The following is an 18,842-nucleotide window of genomic DNA, read 5'->3' as shown; positions in this document are numbered from 1 at the left end:
TTATAAGGTAATATTTAAACCTGCAATAAATGACTTGGTTGATGGGGTTGTTACGCCGATGGTTAGGGCCCGGGTTGATATATTACCTGGGTCTTGCACGCCCTGATTACCTGTGCCGGTAGCTTCCGGATCTATACCACCCGCACGTACGTATGGTGAAAACAGGATAAACGGATTTTCTGAGGATAAATACACCCTGATGTTTTGAGTGCCTATTTTTTTAGCCCATTTGCTAAGCACGTTATATCCCAATGTAATGGTTCGTACCTTTATAAAGCTTGCATCAAAATAACCAAGGGTACTGCCCGCATCGCTGGTTAACGGCGACGATATAGCGCCGCCGGCTACATTAGGCGATGGATAAAAATTGGTAGGGTTTGTTGGTGTCCAGTAATCCACAGCCACCTGGTTACGTCGGCCGTCGTTAATTGTAGTGTATCCAGCCAGAGGCTGATATACCTGGCTTATTAAGGTGCCACCGTAACGGCCATATAATACAAAGGTAAAATCAAATCCCTTGTAATTAAACCGGTTTGTTATGCCACCTTGTATTTTGGCCTGAGCATTGCCGATTACATATTTATCGTTTACGTCAAGTTTACCATCGCCATTATGATCTTCCAGTTTAATTTGTCCGGGAACGAAACCATATTTGGCAGCCTGGGCTGCTTCATTTAACTGCCATATTCCCAGCTTTTTATAGTCATAAATAGCGCTCAGTGGTTGGCCAACAAATAATTGGTTGTTTATAACCTGCGTTACACTGCCATTTAAGGCGATCAGCTTGTTTCTGTTAAAAAAGAAATTCAGATCGGTGCTCCAGGTAAAACCTCCTTTTTTCGCGGTAATATTTTGGCTTGATATGGAAAACTCCATACCTGTGTTTCTTACGTTACCAACATTGGTTAAATAAGGATCGGTAATACCCGATGTTGGAGGTAATGATACTCCATATAGCAGTTTTGTAGTATTGGCATTATAATATTCCACACTACCCGTAACGCGGTCGCCCAATACCCCAAAATCAAGACCTATGTTTGCAGTCTTTGTATATTCCCAATCCAGGTTAGGGTCAACTATACGGCTTATATAATAACCGTTAACAACCGTTGTGCCGTAATTATAACGTACCTGTGGAGTACCCGGTATGCTTGAGTTAACCGATGAAAGGCCGCCTAATGTTTGATAGGCACTTATACCCTGGTTGGCGGTAACACCAAAACCGGCCCTGAGTTTTAAATTAGAAATCACAGAAAACTGTTGCATGAATTTTTCGCGGCTTATAACCCAGCCAGCCGAAACTGCGGGGTATGATTTATATTTATTGCCCTCGCCTAAACGCGACGATCCGTCAGTGCGGCCTGTAAGCGTGATCATATATTTATCATCATAAATATAATTAGCCCTGAGCATCATGGCCACAAGTGTAGATGTTGATTCGCTGCCACTTAAAATGGGTGCCGGTGTTACCGATGATTGCCCAAGGTTGTAAAACTGGACAAAATCGGCAGTGATTGAATCTTTTCTTACATAGGTGCTATGCGATTGTTCCTGCTCATATCCAAATAAAGCAGTTACACTTACCCTGTGTTTTTTGGCAAAAGTTTTTTCATAGGTAAGTAAATTATCCAAACTATATTTGGTCGTACTGGTATTGTTTACGCTTGCCGTATTATAGGTTCCCGGTCTGAAATAACTGTCGGTTCCTTGAAATTGATCACCTTCTTCCTGTTGAAAATCTAAACCGACATTAAGGCGATATTTTAAACCATCGGTGATCTTCACTTCGCCATATAAACTGTTAAATGCATGAAAGCGACGAACAAGGTCAACAGACGCATTTGGATTACTCCGCAAAAGCAATGGATTATAGGTGTTGTTTAAATCATCGGTATTACCTGCTGGTTTAATATTGATAGAACCATCAGCATTGTAGGGCGATGATAGTGGGCTTAATGTAAGCAGCGGGAAAACGTTAGCCGGGAACTGTGAACCGTGTGTGATATTATAATTTAGTAAACTGTTAAAACCGACTTTCAAACGATTAGTAGCATTGCAGTCCAAGGTGATTTTCATAGTGCCCCGGGTAAAATCCTGTCCGGGTAAAACGGTAGTTTGTTTAAAAAACCCACCGCCAACTGAATACTGGCTTTTTTCACTGCCACCGGATATAGTGAGATTATGATCAGTGGTAAAGCCGTTTTTATATAAAAGATCTTGCCAATCGGTGTTTCTGCCGGTGGAAATACCCTGTAACTCATCGGATGTGTAACCCTGAGTATATATTGAAAGATCGCGCAGTGCCCGGTATTGATCGGCATTATACACCTTGTATTTAGAGGTAACACCGGTAATACCATAATAACTGCTTAAATTAACTCTTGTATCGCCTACAGCGCCGCGTTTGGTTGTTACCAGGATAACACCGTTGGCACCCCTTGAACCATAAATGGCCGTTGCCGAGGCGTCTTTCAAAATATCTATCGAAGCGATATCATCGGGATTAATATCATTCAATGTACCGCTATAAGGTATACCGTCTAAAACAAAAAGCGGGTCGTTACCGGCTGTTATCGACCTATCGCCACGTATCCTGATCTGGGCTCCGGCACCCGGCCTTGTACCTACAGCCTGTACCTCAACACCAGATGCACGGCCCTGGAGTGCCTGTGATATATTGGCTACAGGTACTTCGCGCAGCGTGTTCCCACTTACTGATACTACAGAGCCCGTTACATCGCGCTTTTTTTGTGTACCATAGCCAATTACCACAATCTCGTTAAGGCTTTTTGCCGAAGGTATTAACGAGATGTTGATAACAGTTTGATTGCCAACAGTAACCTCTTTTGTTTCGTAGCCGATGTATTTAAACTGAAGTACCGCCGCTGCGTTGGCTACATTGATGTTGAATTTACCGTTAATATCGGTAGTCGTGCCATTTATAGTCCCTTTCACAAGAATGCTGACACCTACGATGGGTTCACCACGTTCATCGGTTATCCTACCTGTTACGGCAATGGACTGCGCAATTTCTGTTATTATAGTTTTATCGGTGCTGCCGTTAATTATACGGTTTAATACGATTGTATTGCCCGATATCTCATACTTGATGTTTTGAGATGCAAAAAGCTCGTTGAGTATATTTACCAACGGTGCATTGTTGTAATTTAAGGTTACCTTACGCTCACTTGATATTAGCGCGGGACTATAAACAAATGTAATATCAGCTACTTTTTCAAGCGATATCAATGCTTTACTTAATTCCTGGTCTTGAATAGCAACGGATATTTTCCGCTCCAAAACCTGGCCCTTTGTATTACTTGCTACAGCCTCACCTACAAGGGTGAGGCATAGCGCGATTTGAATAAATGATATCTGCATAATTGCAAAGAGTAAATGTTTTTTTTTCATAACTTTGGTAAGTAGGATTTAAAAAATTCGACAAAAAAATTCCCAGACAACCATTTGGTCGTTATGCATAACACTGGGAGAAACTATCTTATCGGCAGTGTTAGAGCACTGCCGATTGATTTAAAGGGGCTTTTTCTTTTTACATAGTTTTCGTTTAGGTTTATATTAATTGGTTAATTATTACATCCTTTGCCTTCTATCGTAATAGTCCCATCGGCAATTTTATATTCGGCTTCAACCGCTTTGCATATTAGGTGCAACCTTTCATCAAGCGGCTGATCAACTAATGACGCGGTGAGTGGGCAGTTACCCATCACCTTTTCGTTATAATTTATTTTAACTCCATATGCCTCTTCAATTGTTGATATGACTTTTGAAAAAGGCGTGCCTACAAAATTGAAGTGTATTTGAGTTGATTGTTTAGATAACAATAAAGGTTTTTTTATATCGGCTTCTTCTAAAAGCATGTTTTTACGATACAAAACCGCCTGTTGGTTGGGGGTAAGTAAAATGCTATGGCTGTTGATTCTTGAGCCGGGAATATTAACTGTAACCAGCACCTTGCCGGTGCTCACTATTACATTGAATTTTTTATCGCCTCGATAAGCCTTAACAGTAAAACTGGTGCCTACAACGCGCACCGTCAGCTCATTGCTATGCACGTAAAATGGTCTGCGAGGATTTTTAGTAACCTCAAAAAATGCCTCTCCGGTTAAATGTACCTCCCTGCTTTTATCGGAAAATACTACAGGATAGGTTAGTTGCGCGTATGGTTTCAATATAACCGAACTATGATCGGGCAATTTCACGAGCATATTGAGCGATGTTTCGTTTATTACACGTTGCAGCGGCGTATTTGAGTTGCCTACCTGGCTAAGTTTTTCGGGTGTATTTTTAAAATGCGAATATCCCAACCAACTTACTACCATAATGGTTGCTATAATCGCGGCATAGCGCATCAGGTTACGGGCGATGCTCCAAAGGTTTTTAATTTCAGGCTTTTCTGGTTCTGGAATAGTAAACTTACGTTTATGCTGAACATTGCTGATGATTTGATCAATATCCGGGTCTGATAGATCAGGCACCGGTCTTATTTTTACCGAGAGCACAATATCACGTGCATGGTTCAAATTACCGGCTTTATCCGGATTATCGGTAATGAAATTTCTCCAATAGCTATCCAATGTCTTCGATTCGCCCAAAACCCATTCCACAAAGGAATCGTCTAATAAGAAATCTTCTACCTTATCGTAATTATTGTTAAGCATAAAATTGGGTTTATACTATAATTGGCTCTACAATAGTATATATTCCGAAAAGGGAAAAGTCTACTGTAAAAAATCGAAGTTTTTTTATTTTTTTCTTGAGGGAGAAAAAAAGAACCCAAACGGGCCTTTTAAAGTTACTTTAGAAGCAGCAATAATAAGATGGACGCCTCTTTAAACCAGTGCTTTCTTAGGCCGTTAATGGCTTCATGCAGCAGGTTATATACCGATTGGCGGTTAAGGCCCATCACCTGGGCTATACGGTCCTGATCCATACCTTCGTAAAAACGCAGGTATAAAATTTCTTTTTGTCTGCGCGGAAGATTATTTAATATATTTTCAAGCTTTGATTTTATCTCTTGTGATGATTCAACTTCTATTAAAGATGTTTCTATGTCAAATTCAATTAGAAACTCGTAATTGTCGTTCAAAGGTTCGGCGTACTTCCAGTTTGATTGTTCGCGGAATATACGCAGTCGCAATGCTTTAAATAGATATGATTTTACAGATTCGGTATGGTTTATTCGTTCGCGGCGGTTCCATAGTTCAAAAAAAACATCCTGTATGCAGTCTTTGATAAAATCACTGTTGGATACAAAGCGCATACCATATTTAAATAGCGGACCGGCAAAGTTTCGCATCAGACATGTATAAGCATTTTCATCACCCGCCCTAAAGTTATTCCATAGCTTGGCGACACTTAATTGTGGTGAAGTTGTTTGTTTATACATTTCTGATCGTTCTCAAAATAATCGCAAAGCCCTGTCAGTTTGATTTGTATTGTTATAACAGTAAACGAACAAACATCGTGAGCCTTCTGGTTTATAATTAAAATAAAAGTAAAAATTTCTTTTATAGAAACAATCGATTGCGAAACAGCGGATATTCAAAATATTTATATTACTGTACCGAAATAATATCGCTCAATTGAAATGGTTTAAAGATAGTTTACTTGTGTTCTTTTAGTCCCTGCAACTGATCTTGCATTTTTCTACGTTCAGCAGCAGGCAATCTATCAATATAAAGTATAGCTTCAATATGGTCATATTCATGCTGTATGATCCGGGCTGTAAACCCGGCAAAAATTTGAGTGCACTTTTGAAGATTTCCATCGAGATATTGTATTTTAATTGAATCCGGACGCTGTACCACACCTGACAATCCCGGGATACTTAAGCATCCTTCTTTGTCGTCATTTGTGTCAGCGGATCGCCAGGTAATCACCGGATTGATAAATACTTCTTCAATCCCTGTATCGCCTTTAAAATATATAATTCGTTCTTTGGACCGTAAAGACCGATAGCTCGATACTGTCTCTACCACAAAAACCCGCATACATACACCTATTTGCGGTGCTGCCAAACCCGCACCTCCCGCGTGCTTCATTGTATCTTTTAAATCCTTCAGAAGGCGCGATAAATTGTTGTCCGTTATATCGGCATTAACACAACGTTCCCGCAAAAACGGAGATCCATATAAGACGATAGGTCGTATCATTATTTATTTGGAGCCCAAAATTTTCGGAGTTCAAGTGTCAGTTCATCTGGCCGTTCCTCCGGGAAGAGCATTTTCGCGCTTTCCAGTTCAACCCTTTTTTCATGACCAGGTATCGTTTTCTCCAGCCATTTAGACCATTCCACACCAAAGAATGGATCACCTGTACCCCATATGATTAGTGTCGGTACATTCAATTTTTTCAGATCATCTTCGATTCTCACCGTTTGATTATTGTCAAATGCCATGATAAACCGTTCCATATTCTTTATCCGTTGCGGCGTTGTTTGGAGAGGTGTTATATAAGCGGCCACAGTATTATCTGAAACGGCTTGCGGATCTTCATAAGCTCCGGCAAAACCGTTCTCCGACCGGTAGTAATCAGGATCGGTAATCATCTTATGAAAAGTATTTGCTAATCCTCCAGCTTTTACCATATCCAGAAAACCGGAGAAATTCACTGGTGGCCAGTTATCGTGCACATCGCCATTCGTAAGGGTCAGGCTGCGTAGTTTTTCAGGGTACCTTGCCGCGAAGATGAGCGATATGCCAACCCCGCTATCGTTAGCAACTAAGTCTATCTGATCGATATGTAATGCATCCAGGAATTGTTTTAGCATTTCGGCTTGGGCTTCAAAGGATACGTCCTGTTCAGGGGTTATTTCAGTCGAACCATGTGCCAGCAGATCTATTGCGATACAGCGGCGTATGGTTGACAGATCCTCCAACTGGTGACGCCACAGGTAGCCATTGACAATAAGGCCATGCACAAATAAGCTCACTGGGCCTGTTCCCCGTTCTATGTAGGCAATTTTACCCGAGGGAGTTAAAGCGAATTTTCGTTGTTGTTCAAATTGATGCTTGTCCATATGCTAAGAATTTAAACCACGAATCTAAGTCGGTGAGATTTTCGGTAAAACCCGTTTCTTGCGGAATTAATCTGATCACTGTTATTTATTGCCTTAGCAAGAATCGGGTTTTACTAATATCCGTGCGAAGCTATGTTTGTGCTGCAAAAAAAATGGATCATGGACACAGATAAAAGCGGCATCAATTTCAAGATGATAGAACGAATTATTTCCTATTACCGGGCGCAAAAAAGTGAGTTGTTTCCCATAAAAGGTGTACAATTACAGCAGGATATCGAATTATCCGAAAATCATACATTTTTAACGGAATGGTTAAATGGAATAGCCCCGGAAATGCTCGTACCCTATCTGGAGCCAATATTTATCAAGCAAAGAATAGAGAAAACGATAGAACGACTAAAAAGGGAGAAAATAAGTAATGGACAATTGATTATTGAGAAAATGTCACCGGATGAGTACAAATCTGGTAAATTGAGTATCTCATATCACTTCTATAATACGGATTTTGGAGAAGTAATCATTGCCTCTACAGGGAAAGGAGTTTGTTACGTCGGGTTTACAAATGAAGATCAGTCTGTTGGTCTTAAAGAATTGCAGCGACGTTTCCCAGGAGCTACCTATACAAATTGCCAGGATCATGATCACCGTTTTGCTATAGCTGCATTTACAGAGCCATCTAAGCAATCGGAAAAAGTTAGACTTCACTTAAAAGGAACATCATTCCAGTTAAACCTTTGGATGAAATTACTGCAAATACCTGTCGGTGGTCTGGTATCCTACACATTCCTTGCGGGCAACAAAGAAAACGCGAGAGCTATAGGAAAAGCGGTTGGTGATAACCCTATTGCTTATCTGATCCCATGTCACCGGGTTGTACGGGCTGATGGTACATTTAATCAATATTACTGGGGGCCTGAACTAAAGGCGGCCCTGATTGCCCGCGAGTTGGCGACTGTCTTAGCAGGCGATATAATATAGACACCCCTAAAACTCCGCAAGAATCGGGTTTTCAAGTGGACTTCATCACCGTAGATTTGTATAAAAATTATTAAATAATCATGGAAACGCAACAAGAAATAGATTATAAAAGAATAGCAGATGCGATTGAATTTCTTCGGTTCAATTATAAAAAACATCCTAAATTGGAAGAAGCGGCTGAGCAAGTGAATTTGAGCCCTTTTCATTTTCAACGAATGTTTCAAAGCTGGGCGGGTGTTACGCCAAAACAATTCTTACAGTATCTTAGCGTAGAGCATGCGAAGGAAATGTTAAAAGAAACCGGCGCTACACTTTTCGATACTGCATTTGAAACAGGTTTATCAGGAACTGGCAGGTTACATGATCTTTTTATCAAAGTAGAAGGCATGACTCCTGGAGAATACAAAAACGGCGGAGAATCTCTGAATATTAACTATTCTTTTGCTGACAGCCCTTTTGGTAAAGTAATCGTGGCTTCGACAGATAAAGGTGTTTGCCACCTGGCATTTGCAGATGAAGGCACCGAACCGGCATTAACGCAGTTAAAAACGATTTTCCCCAATGCGCGTTACAGCCAGTTAGTTGACATGTCTCAGCAAAACGCCCTGTTTGTTTTTAGTCAGGACTGGAGCAAACTGGATGAAATAAAACTTCACTTAAAAGGCACCGATTTCCAGATTAAGGTATGGGAGGCACTGCTTTCCGTTCCCGCAGGAGGATTGACTACATATGCCGACCTCGCAAAAAAAGCCGGCCACGTTGGAGCTTCGCGAGCGGTAGGTACAGCCATTGGCAACAATCCGGTAGCATTTCTGATACCCTGCCATCGGGTAATTAAGTCAACCGGAGAACTCGGGCAATATCATTGGGGAGCCATCCGCAAAAATGCCATCATTGGATGGGAGGCTTCCAGGGTACATACTTCGTAAAGTTTAGTGTGAAAGAATAACATTGATAAGCTAAGGGCTTTTAATCATTAACCAAACACTATCTATGGATTTGTTTTCAGCGTATGGTGATAATTTGCTACCCTATGACGGAGAAGTCAATTATTATGGCCGATTGTTGACTAACCCGGATGACCATCTTACTTCCCTTTTGGTAAAAATTCCCTGGAAAAATGATCAGGTCTTTGTCAACGGAGAACTGCGAAGTACCAAAAGGAAAGTAGCATGGTATGGAGACCATACCTATAGTTATACCTATTCCGGGGTTACTCGCCAGGCTTTGTCCTGGACTACAGAATTACTGGAATTAAAGCAACTTGTTGAAAATAAGCTGGCATACCGCTTCAACTCCTGTTTGTTAAATCTATATAATGATGGGTCAGAAGCTATGGCCTGGCATAGCGATGACGAGGCCAGTCTCGGAAAAAACACAACTATTGCGTCTCTCACTTTGGGTGCTGAAAGAAAGTTTATGTTCAAACATAAAACATCCAGGGTTACGACTTCTGTTTTACTTGAACAAGGCAGCCTATTGGTGATGAAAGGAGCAACTCAGTCCCACTGGCTGCACAGTTTGCCGCCTTCGACAAAAACCCTGCGTCCAAGAATCAATTTGACATTCAGAACAATTATCGAATAATGATAGGTCAAAGCGCTATTTTTAAAAAGCAATTGATAGCTCCATTTTTGATAGAGGCAAGATGAGAAGATACTGCGCTTTAGGATGTTATTATGCTTTCAATACCCAATCTATAGGAGTTCAGGCCAAATCCAGTAATTATGCCTTTACAAGCGCTGGATATCAAGGATGTGTGTCTGAATGCTTCCCGTTTATGCACGTTGGATATATGGATCTCAACTACAGGTGTGTTTATACTTGAAATCGCATCGGCAATTGCTATGGACGTATGTGTGTAGGCACCCGCATTTAGCAGGACACCTGTATAAGTAAATCCTACCTCTTGCAATTTATCAATTAACTCTCCTTCCACATTGCTTTGGAAGTAATCAATATGAATGGCAGGATAGAGTTTGCGCAAATCCGTTAGGAACACTTCAAAGTCTACACCACCATATATCGATCTTTCGCGAACGCTAAGCAGGTTTAAGTTTGGGCCGTTGATAATTTGAATATTCATTCGTTTAGTAGTATTAAATGGTTTAATAAATAGGGTGACCAGACAAATGAGTTCGTGGGAATATTTATGACTGTATTGCCTAACGCATTAGGAACACACGGCAAGCAATCATCAAAATTCCCGTCCAGGTACTATAAACATTTTTTAAAATAGAACAATCCATTTACGGTTATTTCAAATGTGGTTTTATCCATAGTTTAAAAATAGAAGAACCGATTTGCATAAATATATTCACATGTTATGGCAAATCAACGGCGAAATTGCGTTTGACAAGCCGAAAATGCAACCCGTTTATTGCGATGTTTTTATGCCTTATCGTATATAGTTAGCAAGAATCGGGTTTTAAGGCGGGGAAAGCATACATAATTTTGCCTTTATCAACTACATTATACGATACTAAAGGAATATTACGATGCAAACAATAGCAGATCGCCTAAAAGAAAAGGATTGGGTTAAAATTAGAGAACAACTCAATGGGCATGGTTTCGCCGCCATCCCCGCCGTAGTTACGGACGAAGAGTGCAACACACTAATGGAAGCCTTCAAAGCCGAAAACCACTACCGCAAAACAGTGGTTATGGAACGTTATCGTTTCGGGAAAGGGGTTTATAAATATTTCACCTATCCTTTACCTGATATAATTACCGAATTGCGGGAACAAATGTATGAATATCTTGCCCCAGTCGCCAACAAATGGATGGAGGTGCTAAAAATTAACCAACATTATCCGCAAAAACATGATGAGTTCATAAAAAAATGCCGTGAAAATGGCCAGGAAAAAGCCACTGCCCTGATACTTGGTTATGGTGAGGGTGGTTGGTGCGCCATGCACCAGGATTTATATGGTGAGGTTTATTTTCCAATGCAGATCCTGATTTTTCTGGACGATATTGACACAGATTACACTGGTGGGGAGTTCGTGCTCACAGAAAATATTCCCATGGCGCAGTCGAGAACCCACGTTCTCAAACCGAAGAAAGGTGATATAATGGCATTTACTACCAATTTCAGGCCAGCCAAAGGCGCTAAAGGATATTACCGGGTTACCGTGAAACACGGAGTAGCCACAATTGCAAGTGGCAATCGCCATACTTTGGGAATTATTTTTCATGATGCAAAATCTTGATCAACTACTTAGGTCTATATAAATAATGGAGGTATAAACAACGATTTATATTCCTTTTTAACATTTATTATCATACAGGCTGACCAGTTGCATTTTAATTTTTCATTTTCTCCGTTTCCAACTGTTAACAGCTCCTGTTTTCTTATGAGAATATCGCCTGAACCCGCTTTGCTGCTTTAAAACTCGGTATTTCTCCGCATGAAACAACGCAAGAAACGGGTTTTAACCCTTCCTGGCTCACCATACCTTTGTATAAAAAATGAAGGCGATGGAAAAGATAAAAGAAATTGACTTTGATAAAGTATTAACAGCAATTGACTTACTAAGTAAGGACAGCAACAACAGCGACTTATTTAATCAGGATACACTTTCAAAGGACGAGCAACAAAAAAGAACCGGGCTCCAAATGGCATTTGAACAATGGGCCGGGATACCTTTTCGGCAATTTGAACAATACCTTACTATAGACTATGGCAAGGGTAAAATCGCCGCTTCTAAAAACTCATTGGACAATGACGATCAAAATTATAAGCAGCCTGTCTTTTTAAAGATGACCACGGAAGAATACGGAGAGGCCGGAGAAAATCTGCAAATTAATTACGGTTTCTCACAATCGCCATTTGGGAGTATAATCATAGCTGCCACAGATCGGGGAATATGTCATTTATCATTTTTTAAAAATGCCGAAGAAAGGGCATTTGCGGGTTTAAAAAACAGGTTTCCAAACGCTGTTTTTGTAAAACAATACGATGCATTTCAGCAAGCCGCACTTGACTTCCTTTCAGGTGTCAATGATAATCCTTCTTCTCTTTCACTCCATGTGAGAGGAACAGAATACGAATACAAGATATGGGAGTCCTTAATGAAGGTACCTGCGGGTACGCTCGTAAGCTATGGGGAAATTGCAAGGGCCATCGGTGAGCCACGTAAGGCGCAAGATGTTGGTTTAGCACTGGGTGATAACCGCATTGCATATCTGATTCCTTGTCATCGGGTGATCAAATCAACCGGCGAATTGGGGCAGTACCATTGGGGTGCACGTCGTAAAGCGGCTATAATTGGATGGGAAGCAACAAGAGGATAAATTGTACACACGATACATTAATAACTTAACTATGTGTTTTAATAATTTCAAACAATTGCACCAGCAGGATAGTCCTTTATTCATCGGCAATATATGGGATGCACACAGCGCAAGACTGGCAGAACAGGCTGGTTTTCAAGCAGTCGGCACTTCGAGTGCCGCTATTTCCCGTATTCTTGGCTATCAGGATGGTGAAGAAATGACCTTTGAAGAATTATTCTTCATGGCGAAACATATCATCAAAGCCGTCACGATTCCGGTTTCAATAGATATGGAAGCAGGTTATTGTAGCGATATGGAGGAACTCAACGCTAACCTGGAGCGGCTGGTGAAAATTGGCATATCAGGAATCAATATTGAGGATTCGGTAGTTTTAGGAGGTATAAGGTATCAGGTTCCTATTGAACCATTCGCATCTACATTGAAAAGCATTCGCACCTTTCTCGATAAAAAGGGGTATAATCTATTTGTCAACGCCAGAACTGATGCTTTCCTTTTAGGGAACCCCGAAGCATTAAATGTAACACTGGAAAGGATCAGCGCCTTTGAAACAGCCGGGGCGGATGGCATTTTTATCCCGGGAATAGCTAAGGAAGAAGATATTACAATTGCCGTTAACCATACCAGCTTACCCATTAACACCTATATTCTTCCTGGAGTACCTTCTTACGATAGGCAACAAGAGTTGGGCGTCAAAAGGATCAGCAGCGGTGGTGCTGCACAAGCGGCAGTGTACAATTCGCTCGAAACGATCTTAAACGATCTGGCACAACTATGGGATTTCGCGGTTTTATTTAAATAATTCAGACTCACCATTAAAAAAAACATGGAACAACCAGCTAATTTGCTATCACGTGATGGAGAAGTATATTTATATTCCGGCATATTCAATGAACAGGAAAGTGCAGCCTTATACGAGGATTTAATAAAAAACATCGCCTGGAAACAGGAGCCAATAATAATCGCTGGCAGGGAGATTATGCAGCCCCGATTGACGGCATGGTATGGTGATCCCCAAAAGCGTTATAGTTACTCAGGTATTACCATGCATCCTCATCTATGGACAAGTGAATTATTGGCCATCAAGTACCGTATTGAACAGATAGCCGGATATACATTTACCAGTGCCTTGCTCAATTATTACAGGGATGGCAATGACAGTGTAGGTTGGCATCGTGATAATGAAAAAGAATTAGGCATTAATCCCGTAATCGGCTCAGTAAGTTTCGGAACAACGCGCACTTTTCAGCTAAGACACGCAAAAGACAAATCTTTAAAAGAGAGTGTGCTCCTTAATAGTGGCAGTTTTCTGTTAATGCGCGGTTCGACACAACATCACTGGTTTCATAGCATCCCTAAAGAGGTTAAGATTACCCAGGCGAGAATTAATATTACGTTCAGGAACATTATTACCTAAAATCCCATGATTAATCATAAAGACTTAGGTAACGACCAGAACAGCCGGAAATCAGCGCTTGGAAAATTGATCAGAAATGGAACTATTAAATTAGGGGGCTACAGACCAGGCAAAATCTATGGAAAATTGAGTTGCTCTTCTGGTAAAAGGATGAAAATAGAGAACCGGGTTTTCTTCGGAAGTGAACAGGAGGCGATAAATGCCGGATATCGGCCATGCGGACATTGTATGCCGGAGAAATACAAAGTGTGGAAAGCCCAGATTAAATAAAATGCTCCTGTGATCGCTTTATTGGATAGAGAGACTTCGCCAAAAATAAAAAGCCATATAACTTTCCCACCCAGGAACTTGTTGAAAAAAATGAACTATCCCCTGTACGTCTTTTTTGTCTTTGATAAGATGATGGGCGACAAGTGCATTTAAAAGCCCGGCATCACCAAAAGGAATACAAGAGGGTTCTTTTAGACTTTTCATCAGGGAATAATTAGCTGTCCATACTCCTATACCTTTCAGGCTGGTTAATGCGTTCTGTCTGGACACAAAATCAGGCATCGCAATCAATAAATCTTTACTAATCAGCCCTTCTGCAAAAGCTTTTGCAGTTGTCACAAGATACTCCACTTTTTTCGCCGACAATTGCATAGCTCTCAAATCCTTCTCATCAGCATCAGCAAGTATTTGGGCAGTAGGAAAAGTGTAATGAACCGTGCCGTTATGTATCATATTGTCGCCATATTTTTCTACTAACCTTCTTTTGATTTTATAGGCGAACGTGAGATTGATCTGTTGTCCGATGATACACCAGCACACGGCTTCGAACAAGTCCGGGATGCCTACCAGGCGAAGTCCCTGAAAATCTTTGATCATATAAGCCAATGCATTATTTCTTTTTAGTAGTTTGTAAAACGGATCAAGGTCTTTCTCCAGGTCAAGCCATTCAATAACATAGTCCTTAATCGTATCCTGAGTTGCTGTGTCTTCAGAGCCTTGCTGGATGGCAATTTTCAGAGCGTTTTCTTCCGCTGATATTTTAAACAAGACCTGATTTTTGTCAATTTTCAGAGATTTGATGATATAATCTTTACCGATTTGATGTAAGCAGTCATCAAAATTTCGATTCAGATACCATAAGCATTCTGAAAAACTAAAAGATGCGTCTATGGGAATAGTGATTATACTTTTACTCATTATGCAAAGGTATGGTGATCTTGGAACCCAACAACCCGTTTTTTGCGGTAAAAAAATACCGAATAGCTATTTTATGAGGTTTTGCCAATACTACCAAAAGAAATCCATAATAATGAAGAAGGCCCTTATTAGGGCCTTTCTTGTTTTATTGTTTTGAAAGTATTTCGAAGTCTTCCTCGCTTAAGTTCACCTTTGTCGCCTGCATGTTTTCCTCCAGGTGCGCTACAGACTTGGTGCCCGGAATCAGTAAAATATTGGGAGAGCGTTTTAGGAGCCAGGAAAGTGCGACCTGTGCAACAGTAGCGTTGTGCTTCCTTGCAATGTCAGCTAATTTGTCTGCCATGGCAGCGGGGCCAGATGCCAGCGGGAACCAGGGAATAAATGCCAGATCATTGGCAGCGGTATAATCCAATACATCTTCCCATTTACGATCACTGAGATTGTACAGGTTCTGTACTGATACAATTGGCAGAATTTCTCTGGCCTGTTCTATCTGTGCCACCGTAACCTCCGAAAGCCCAACGTAACGGATTTTGCCCGCTTTCACTGCGGCTGCAACTGGCTCCAAGGTTTTTTCCAGTGGCACTTCCGGGTCTACCCTGTGCAATTGCCATAGGTCGATGGTTTCCACTTTCAAGCGCTTAAGACTGTCCTCAATATTCTCCCGAATAAAGCCAGGATCTCCATTGGGTATCCACTCAGCGGGCCCCGGTCTTCTAAATCCACCTTTGGTTGCTATGATAACACCGGCCTCGTAAGGGTGAAGCGCTTCTGCGATCAATATCTCGTTGGTTGCGGGACCATAGGCTTCCGCCGTGTCTATGAAGTTAACACCCAGTGCAATAGCCTGTCTTAATACTTCCTTCGCACTTTCGCGGTCCTCAATATCTCCGAAAACGCCTTTACCCGTAAGTTGCATCGCTCCATAGCCAAGACGGTTAATTTCCAATGTTCCGCCGATCTTAAATGTTAATGTCGCTTTGTCTTTTTCCATAGTTATATTGTATTAATTTAATGCATCGTGAAAAATAATACCCAATGTATGGCGGTTTCCACTGTGTAGTGGACTTACACCATGTTTCATACTGACCCTGTAATAACCCTTCTTTCCCTTAATCGGACGGAATTTGGTGGTGAACAATAGCATATCGCCTCTCTTAGGTTTAATGACGTTAGCTTTTGACTGGGCACGTGGAATTGATTCGGTGAGTACAAATTCGCCGCCTGTATAATCCTCATCTACTTCGTTTAAAAACAAAACAAGTTGCATCGGGAAATAAATATCACCATACAAATCCTGATGAAGGGTATTAAACCCCCCAGTTCCATATTTAAGTATAAGTATAGTTGGCTTGGTCTGCTCATGTTTATTACATAAAATTTTCAATTCCTCATGTGTAGGCGGGAAGCGAGTGTCCATATTTAAATCTTCCATCCATTGATTGGCAACGGGAGCGATATATGCGTATACCGTTTCGCGAATGTCTGTAATAAGATCAGGGAGGGGATATTCAAAATATTTATATTCGCCGATCCCGAAACGATACCTCTCCATTGAAATAGTTTTACGATAGTTTTCATCTTCCTTATAAGCTTCAATAAAGCTTCCGCATTCATCGGGTGTTAACACCCCACTTACCACAGCATAGCCACAACTTGTCAAATTTTCCGTAACCGTTGTCCAATCTTTCGCTTTTAAACGCTCTATTATTGTGCTCATAATTTCATATTTGAATAAATAGGGATATATGCCCTGTATCGATAGATCAAAAATAGCGTCATCCCAAACGATAGAAAACCCGATTCTTGCGGTGATAGTAAATTATTCAAATGGTGTTATGAAATACATTGAATTACATGGATATATTTAATTCATCGTTAGTGCCGACATCATCTTTCATTTTTTCTTTCTTCTCCACCTCTTGAATTTGGTTTTCTTCTTTCGGCTTCCGGACGTCAATCTTTTCCATTTCCTCCGAAATAAGCATATTTACATCAGCCTTTATTTTTTGGTAATTTTCTTCTACATCTCTCGGTGAAACATATTCAACCAACGGAATGGATTTGTACTTAGCTTCTTCCTTAGCAATCGTTGCATGATCGTTTTGGATTTCACTATGAAACATTTTATGCTGTATTTTTTGATCAGGGTTATCAGCTACAATGCCAACAAATTCACCCGAAGAAAGCATCGCTATCTTTGAAGCTGGTATCGCATAATCAAGCTGTGTCGCTTTAGAAAAGGAAGTATCGCCGCTGTTGATCGTCATGCTGTTCTTATCCTGCACGATCTTGCCGAAATTTTCTGAAAGCTTTTTAGCTGTATCACCCGTTACCTGTCCACTGATAACGTTGCCTACGATTCCGGTAATGACATCGGATTGTTCAACGCCGTAGTCCTTTTTTAGCTGGCTAAAATCCTGTACAGCTAAAGTGGTAGATACCTTGTTACTTCTGGCCGTTGCGATCAGCCCATCAATGTTATTGAAAAAGATCGTTGGAAACTCGTCGAAGATCAGACTGCTCTTTAACTGCCCGCGCCGGTTTACCAATTTGATCATCCTTGATATATAAAGTGATAATACCGCACCATAAACCTGCTGCTTCTGCGGGTTATTACCGACACACACGATCTTAGGTTCTTCCGGGTTATTTATATCCAATGTAAAGTCATTGCCGGAAAGTACATAATATAGTTGTGGTGAGGAAAGGCGAGCAAGGCTTACCTTAGCACTGGCAATCTGGCCCTCTAACTGCGCCATCGCCTTGTTTTGGTAAGCAGAAATAAAAGGATTGATCAGCACCCTGATTTCTTCTTCTTGATAAAGTACAGCAAATAATTTATCGTATTCTACCTGTGCCAACTCAATTGAATGAGGTACGGTGCAATATTTGCCATCCTTATATTTCCTTAGGAACCAGATTAATGCAGTAACAAAGTTGATGGCTGATTCTACGAAGAATTCGCCTTGTTTTTTAATCCATTCCCGGTTTAGTCCCAACATAAAGGTTCTTGAAGATTCAGCCGCGTCGGTAATGTCTTCCATACTTTGCGGATAGTAGGCATTGCAACGGTGGCTGTGGTTAAGGTCATCGAAATTAATCACAAAAAATTTAGGCTTTACCTTATAATTGTGGCGGTATTGTAATAGCTTGTTATAAGCGATCTTTGTAAGGTCGTCGAACTTAAAATCATATAGAAACATAGAAAACCCCTTTTTCAAATGTTGGTCGATGACATGTCTTATTACGAAATAAGATTTACCAGCTCCTGGTGTACCAGCCACTAACAGCCCTCTGAAAGGATTAATAAAATTTATCCAACTGCTTCTGACCTTGCCACGTAAGTTATACTTAGCAGGCAGGTTTACAGAATACTCATTTTCGAGCAGGCGTTCCTCTTGCGGGAAGGTTTCGTTTTCAGAATTGAATACATCCTTGCTAAGTTTATCTTTTAGTAAACGGGATAAATAAGTCCCGCCTGTAAGGGTAAGCAGATAACCTGTAATGGTCAGCACTATATAGGCCGCCGCTATAAAGAGTAGGGATGTGTGCAGGTAAAAGCATAATACACTGATAAAATAGATTAACAGGCCGGTTAACAGGTAAGCCAGTATCATGCGGTAATTGATCTTTTCGTCTTTTCTTCCCTTTACCCCAACTAATGATATAGCCAGGCATAACAGCGCCGCCAGTTTAGGCCTCAGCATATTGCTGAAAAGGCCGGTTTTGGCGATGTTAGCCACTATTCTGTCGGTGATGGTCGCTGTCCAGTGCCATTCAGCAAATGCCTTATAACAGCATATATAAAAGTGAATAGCTAAAATAAAAATGCTGATCAATCTGGTGAGGTCTATTATTTTCCTCAATCCATTGGTATCTTCTCCGGTTTGCATAACATTCCTTTCTGTCCGTTACGGGACT

18 protein-coding genes are annotated in these 18,842 nt (G+C 40.9%); 8 read left to right on the top strand and 10 right to left on the bottom strand.

What is annotated here, in order from left to right; genetic code table 11:
* The 5 genes from SNE26_RS10105 to SNE26_RS10085 all read right to left on the bottom strand — a co-directional run bounded on the left by SNE26_RS10105 (nucleotide 1) and on the right by SNE26_RS10085 (nucleotide 7,039).
* Nucleotides 1-3,411 (bottom strand): TonB-dependent receptor, encoded by a 3,411-nt coding sequence (locus SNE26_RS10105; protein WP_321559239.1) that lies wholly within the window; start codon nucleotides 3,409-3,411, stop codon nucleotides 1-3.
* A gap of 173 nt (nucleotides 3,412-3,584) precedes the next feature.
* On the bottom strand, nucleotides 3,585-4,679 hold the full coding sequence (locus tag SNE26_RS10100) for a FecR family protein (RefSeq protein WP_321559238.1): 1,095 nt from the start codon (nucleotides 4,677-4,679) through the stop codon (nucleotides 3,585-3,587).
* A gap of 134 nt (nucleotides 4,680-4,813) precedes the next feature.
* Nucleotides 4,814-5,407, bottom strand: a complete 594-nt coding sequence (locus SNE26_RS10095) for a sigma-70 family RNA polymerase sigma factor (RefSeq protein ID WP_321559237.1) — start codon at nucleotides 5,405-5,407, stop codon at nucleotides 4,814-4,816.
* Between the two features lie 217 nt (nucleotides 5,408-5,624).
* Nucleotides 5,625-6,173 carry a peptide deformylase gene (gene def / locus SNE26_RS10090; RefSeq protein ID WP_321559236.1) on the bottom strand — a complete coding sequence of 183 codons (549 nt, stop codon included), beginning with the start codon at nucleotides 6,171-6,173 and terminating at the stop codon, nucleotides 5,625-5,627.
* On the bottom strand, nucleotides 6,173-7,039 hold the full coding sequence (locus SNE26_RS10085) for an alpha/beta hydrolase (RefSeq protein WP_321559235.1): 867 nt from the start codon (nucleotides 7,037-7,039) through the stop codon (nucleotides 6,173-6,175). The genes def and SNE26_RS10085 overlap by 1 nt, the downstream gene beginning before the upstream one ends.
* 159 nt (nucleotides 7,040-7,198) lie before the next feature.
* Between SNE26_RS10085 and SNE26_RS10080 the strand changes: the two genes are divergently transcribed.
* The 3 genes from SNE26_RS10080 (at nucleotide 7,199) to SNE26_RS10070 (ending at nucleotide 9,604) form a co-directional block, all read left to right on the top strand.
* Nucleotides 7,199-8,017, top strand: a complete 819-nt coding sequence (locus tag SNE26_RS10080) for a methylated-DNA--[protein]-cysteine S-methyltransferase (RefSeq protein ID WP_321559234.1) — start codon at nucleotides 7,199-7,201, stop codon at nucleotides 8,015-8,017.
* 80 nt (nucleotides 8,018-8,097) lie between these two features.
* Nucleotides 8,098-8,946: a methylated-DNA--[protein]-cysteine S-methyltransferase gene (locus SNE26_RS10075; protein WP_321559233.1), complete on the top strand. Its 849-nt coding sequence runs from the start codon at nucleotides 8,098-8,100 to the stop codon at nucleotides 8,944-8,946.
* A 64-nt stretch (nucleotides 8,947-9,010) separates the two neighbouring features.
* A complete protein-coding gene (locus tag SNE26_RS10070) occupies nucleotides 9,011-9,604 on the top strand; it encodes an alpha-ketoglutarate-dependent dioxygenase AlkB (RefSeq protein ID WP_321559232.1) in 594 nt (197 codons plus the stop codon).
* Nucleotides 9,605-9,683: 79 nt separating this feature from the next.
* On the opposite strand, the gene SNE26_RS10065 is transcribed toward SNE26_RS10070, so the two are convergent.
* Complete coding sequence (locus SNE26_RS10065) at nucleotides 9,684-10,103, bottom strand: type II 3-dehydroquinate dehydratase (RefSeq protein WP_321559231.1); 420 nt, start codon at nucleotides 10,101-10,103, stop codon at nucleotides 9,684-9,686.
* 412 nt (nucleotides 10,104-10,515) lie between these two features.
* On the opposite strand from SNE26_RS10065, the gene SNE26_RS10060 reads away from it, so the two are divergent.
* The 5 genes from SNE26_RS10060 (at nucleotide 10,516) to SNE26_RS10040 (ending at nucleotide 14,000) form a co-directional block, all read left to right on the top strand.
* Nucleotides 10,516-11,229 carry a 2OG-Fe(II) oxygenase gene (locus tag SNE26_RS10060; protein ID WP_321559230.1) on the top strand — a complete coding sequence of 238 codons (714 nt, stop codon included), beginning with the start codon at nucleotides 10,516-10,518 and terminating at the stop codon, nucleotides 11,227-11,229.
* A 268-nt stretch (nucleotides 11,230-11,497) separates the two neighbouring features.
* Entirely contained in the window at nucleotides 11,498-12,313 is an 816-nt protein-coding gene (locus SNE26_RS10055; RefSeq protein ID WP_321559229.1) for a methylated-DNA--[protein]-cysteine S-methyltransferase, read from the top strand.
* Between the two features lie 31 nt (nucleotides 12,314-12,344).
* Nucleotides 12,345-13,115 carry an isocitrate lyase/phosphoenolpyruvate mutase family protein gene (locus tag SNE26_RS10050; RefSeq protein WP_321559228.1) on the top strand — a complete coding sequence of 257 codons (771 nt, stop codon included), beginning with the start codon at nucleotides 12,345-12,347 and terminating at the stop codon, nucleotides 13,113-13,115.
* Nucleotides 13,116-13,139: 24 nt separating this feature from the next.
* Complete coding sequence (locus SNE26_RS10045; RefSeq protein WP_321559227.1) at nucleotides 13,140-13,730, top strand: alpha-ketoglutarate-dependent dioxygenase AlkB; 591 nt, start codon at nucleotides 13,140-13,142, stop codon at nucleotides 13,728-13,730.
* 6 nt (nucleotides 13,731-13,736) lie between these two features.
* Nucleotides 13,737-14,000 carry an Ada metal-binding domain-containing protein gene (locus tag SNE26_RS10040; protein WP_321559226.1) on the top strand — a complete coding sequence of 88 codons (264 nt, stop codon included), beginning with the start codon at nucleotides 13,737-13,739 and terminating at the stop codon, nucleotides 13,998-14,000.
* A gap of 18 nt (nucleotides 14,001-14,018) precedes the next feature.
* Here the strand turns inward: SNE26_RS10040 and SNE26_RS10035 are convergent, their stop codons facing one another.
* The 4 genes from SNE26_RS10035 to mobC all read right to left on the bottom strand — a co-directional run bounded on the left by SNE26_RS10035 (nucleotide 14,019) and on the right by mobC (nucleotide 18,814).
* Entirely contained in the window at nucleotides 14,019-14,918 is a 900-nt protein-coding gene (locus SNE26_RS10035; protein WP_321559225.1) for a DNA glycosylase, read from the bottom strand.
* A 145-nt stretch (nucleotides 14,919-15,063) separates the two neighbouring features.
* Nucleotides 15,064-15,912, bottom strand: a complete 849-nt coding sequence (locus tag SNE26_RS10030; RefSeq protein ID WP_321559224.1) for an aldo/keto reductase — start codon at nucleotides 15,910-15,912, stop codon at nucleotides 15,064-15,066.
* Between the two features lie 12 nt (nucleotides 15,913-15,924).
* A complete protein-coding gene (locus tag SNE26_RS10025) occupies nucleotides 15,925-16,638 on the bottom strand; it encodes a 2OG-Fe(II) oxygenase (RefSeq protein ID WP_321559223.1) in 714 nt (237 codons plus the stop codon).
* Between the two features lie 133 nt (nucleotides 16,639-16,771).
* Complete coding sequence (gene mobC, locus SNE26_RS10020) at nucleotides 16,772-18,814, bottom strand: conjugal transfer protein MobC (RefSeq protein WP_321559222.1); 2,043 nt, start codon at nucleotides 18,812-18,814, stop codon at nucleotides 16,772-16,774.
* Nucleotides 18,815-18,842 lie beyond the last annotated feature (28 nt).

It is taken from the genome of Mucilaginibacter sp. cycad4, assembly GCF_034263275.1.
Classification (GTDB): domain Bacteria; phylum Bacteroidota; class Bacteroidia; order Sphingobacteriales; family Sphingobacteriaceae; genus Mucilaginibacter.
Note: the sequence above shows the minus strand (reverse complement) of the source record. Positions and strands in the feature narration are given on the sequence as shown.

Bases quoted from the DNA above. Each gene is read 5' to 3' on its own strand.
- SNE26_RS10105 (WP_321559239.1), bottom strand. From the start codon at position 3,411: ATGAAAAAAAAACATTTACTCTTTGCAATTATGCAGATATCATTTATT.
- mobC (WP_321559222.1), bottom strand. From the start codon at position 18,814: ATGCAAACCGGAGAAGATACCAATGGATTGAGGAAAATAATAGACCTC.
- SNE26_RS10030 (WP_321559224.1), bottom strand. From the start codon at position 15,912: ATGGAAAAAGACAAAGCGACATTAACATTTAAGATCGGCGGAACATTG.
- def (WP_321559236.1), bottom strand. From the start codon at position 6,173: ATGATACGACCTATCGTCTTATATGGATCTCCGTTTTTGCGGGAACGT.
- SNE26_RS10025 (WP_321559223.1), bottom strand. From the start codon at position 16,638: ATGAGCACAATAATAGAGCGTTTAAAAGCGAAAGATTGGACAACGGTT.
- SNE26_RS10040 (WP_321559226.1), top strand. From the start codon at position 13,737: ATGATTAATCATAAAGACTTAGGTAACGACCAGAACAGCCGGAAATCA.
- SNE26_RS10045 (WP_321559227.1), top strand. From the start codon at position 13,140: ATGGAACAACCAGCTAATTTGCTATCACGTGATGGAGAAGTATATTTA.
- SNE26_RS10060 (WP_321559230.1), top strand. From the start codon at position 10,516: ATGCAAACAATAGCAGATCGCCTAAAAGAAAAGGATTGGGTTAAAATT.
- SNE26_RS10095 (WP_321559237.1), bottom strand. From the start codon at position 5,407: ATGTATAAACAAACAACTTCACCACAATTAAGTGTCGCCAAGCTATGG.
- SNE26_RS10070 (WP_321559232.1), top strand. From the start codon at position 9,011: ATGGATTTGTTTTCAGCGTATGGTGATAATTTGCTACCCTATGACGGA.
- SNE26_RS10050 (WP_321559228.1), top strand. From the start codon at position 12,345: ATGTGTTTTAATAATTTCAAACAATTGCACCAGCAGGATAGTCCTTTA.
- SNE26_RS10080 (WP_321559234.1), top strand. From the start codon at position 7,199: ATGGACACAGATAAAAGCGGCATCAATTTCAAGATGATAGAACGAATT.
- SNE26_RS10075 (WP_321559233.1), top strand. From the start codon at position 8,098: ATGGAAACGCAACAAGAAATAGATTATAAAAGAATAGCAGATGCGATT.
- SNE26_RS10085 (WP_321559235.1), bottom strand. From the start codon at position 7,039: ATGGACAAGCATCAATTTGAACAACAACGAAAATTCGCTTTAACTCCC.
- SNE26_RS10065 (WP_321559231.1), bottom strand. From the start codon at position 10,103: ATGAATATTCAAATTATCAACGGCCCAAACTTAAACCTGCTTAGCGTT.
- SNE26_RS10100 (WP_321559238.1), bottom strand. From the start codon at position 4,679: ATGCTTAACAATAATTACGATAAGGTAGAAGATTTCTTATTAGACGAT.
- SNE26_RS10055 (WP_321559229.1), top strand. From the start codon at position 11,498: ATGGAAAAGATAAAAGAAATTGACTTTGATAAAGTATTAACAGCAATT.
- SNE26_RS10035 (WP_321559225.1), bottom strand. From the start codon at position 14,918: ATGAGTAAAAGTATAATCACTATTCCCATAGACGCATCTTTTAGTTTT.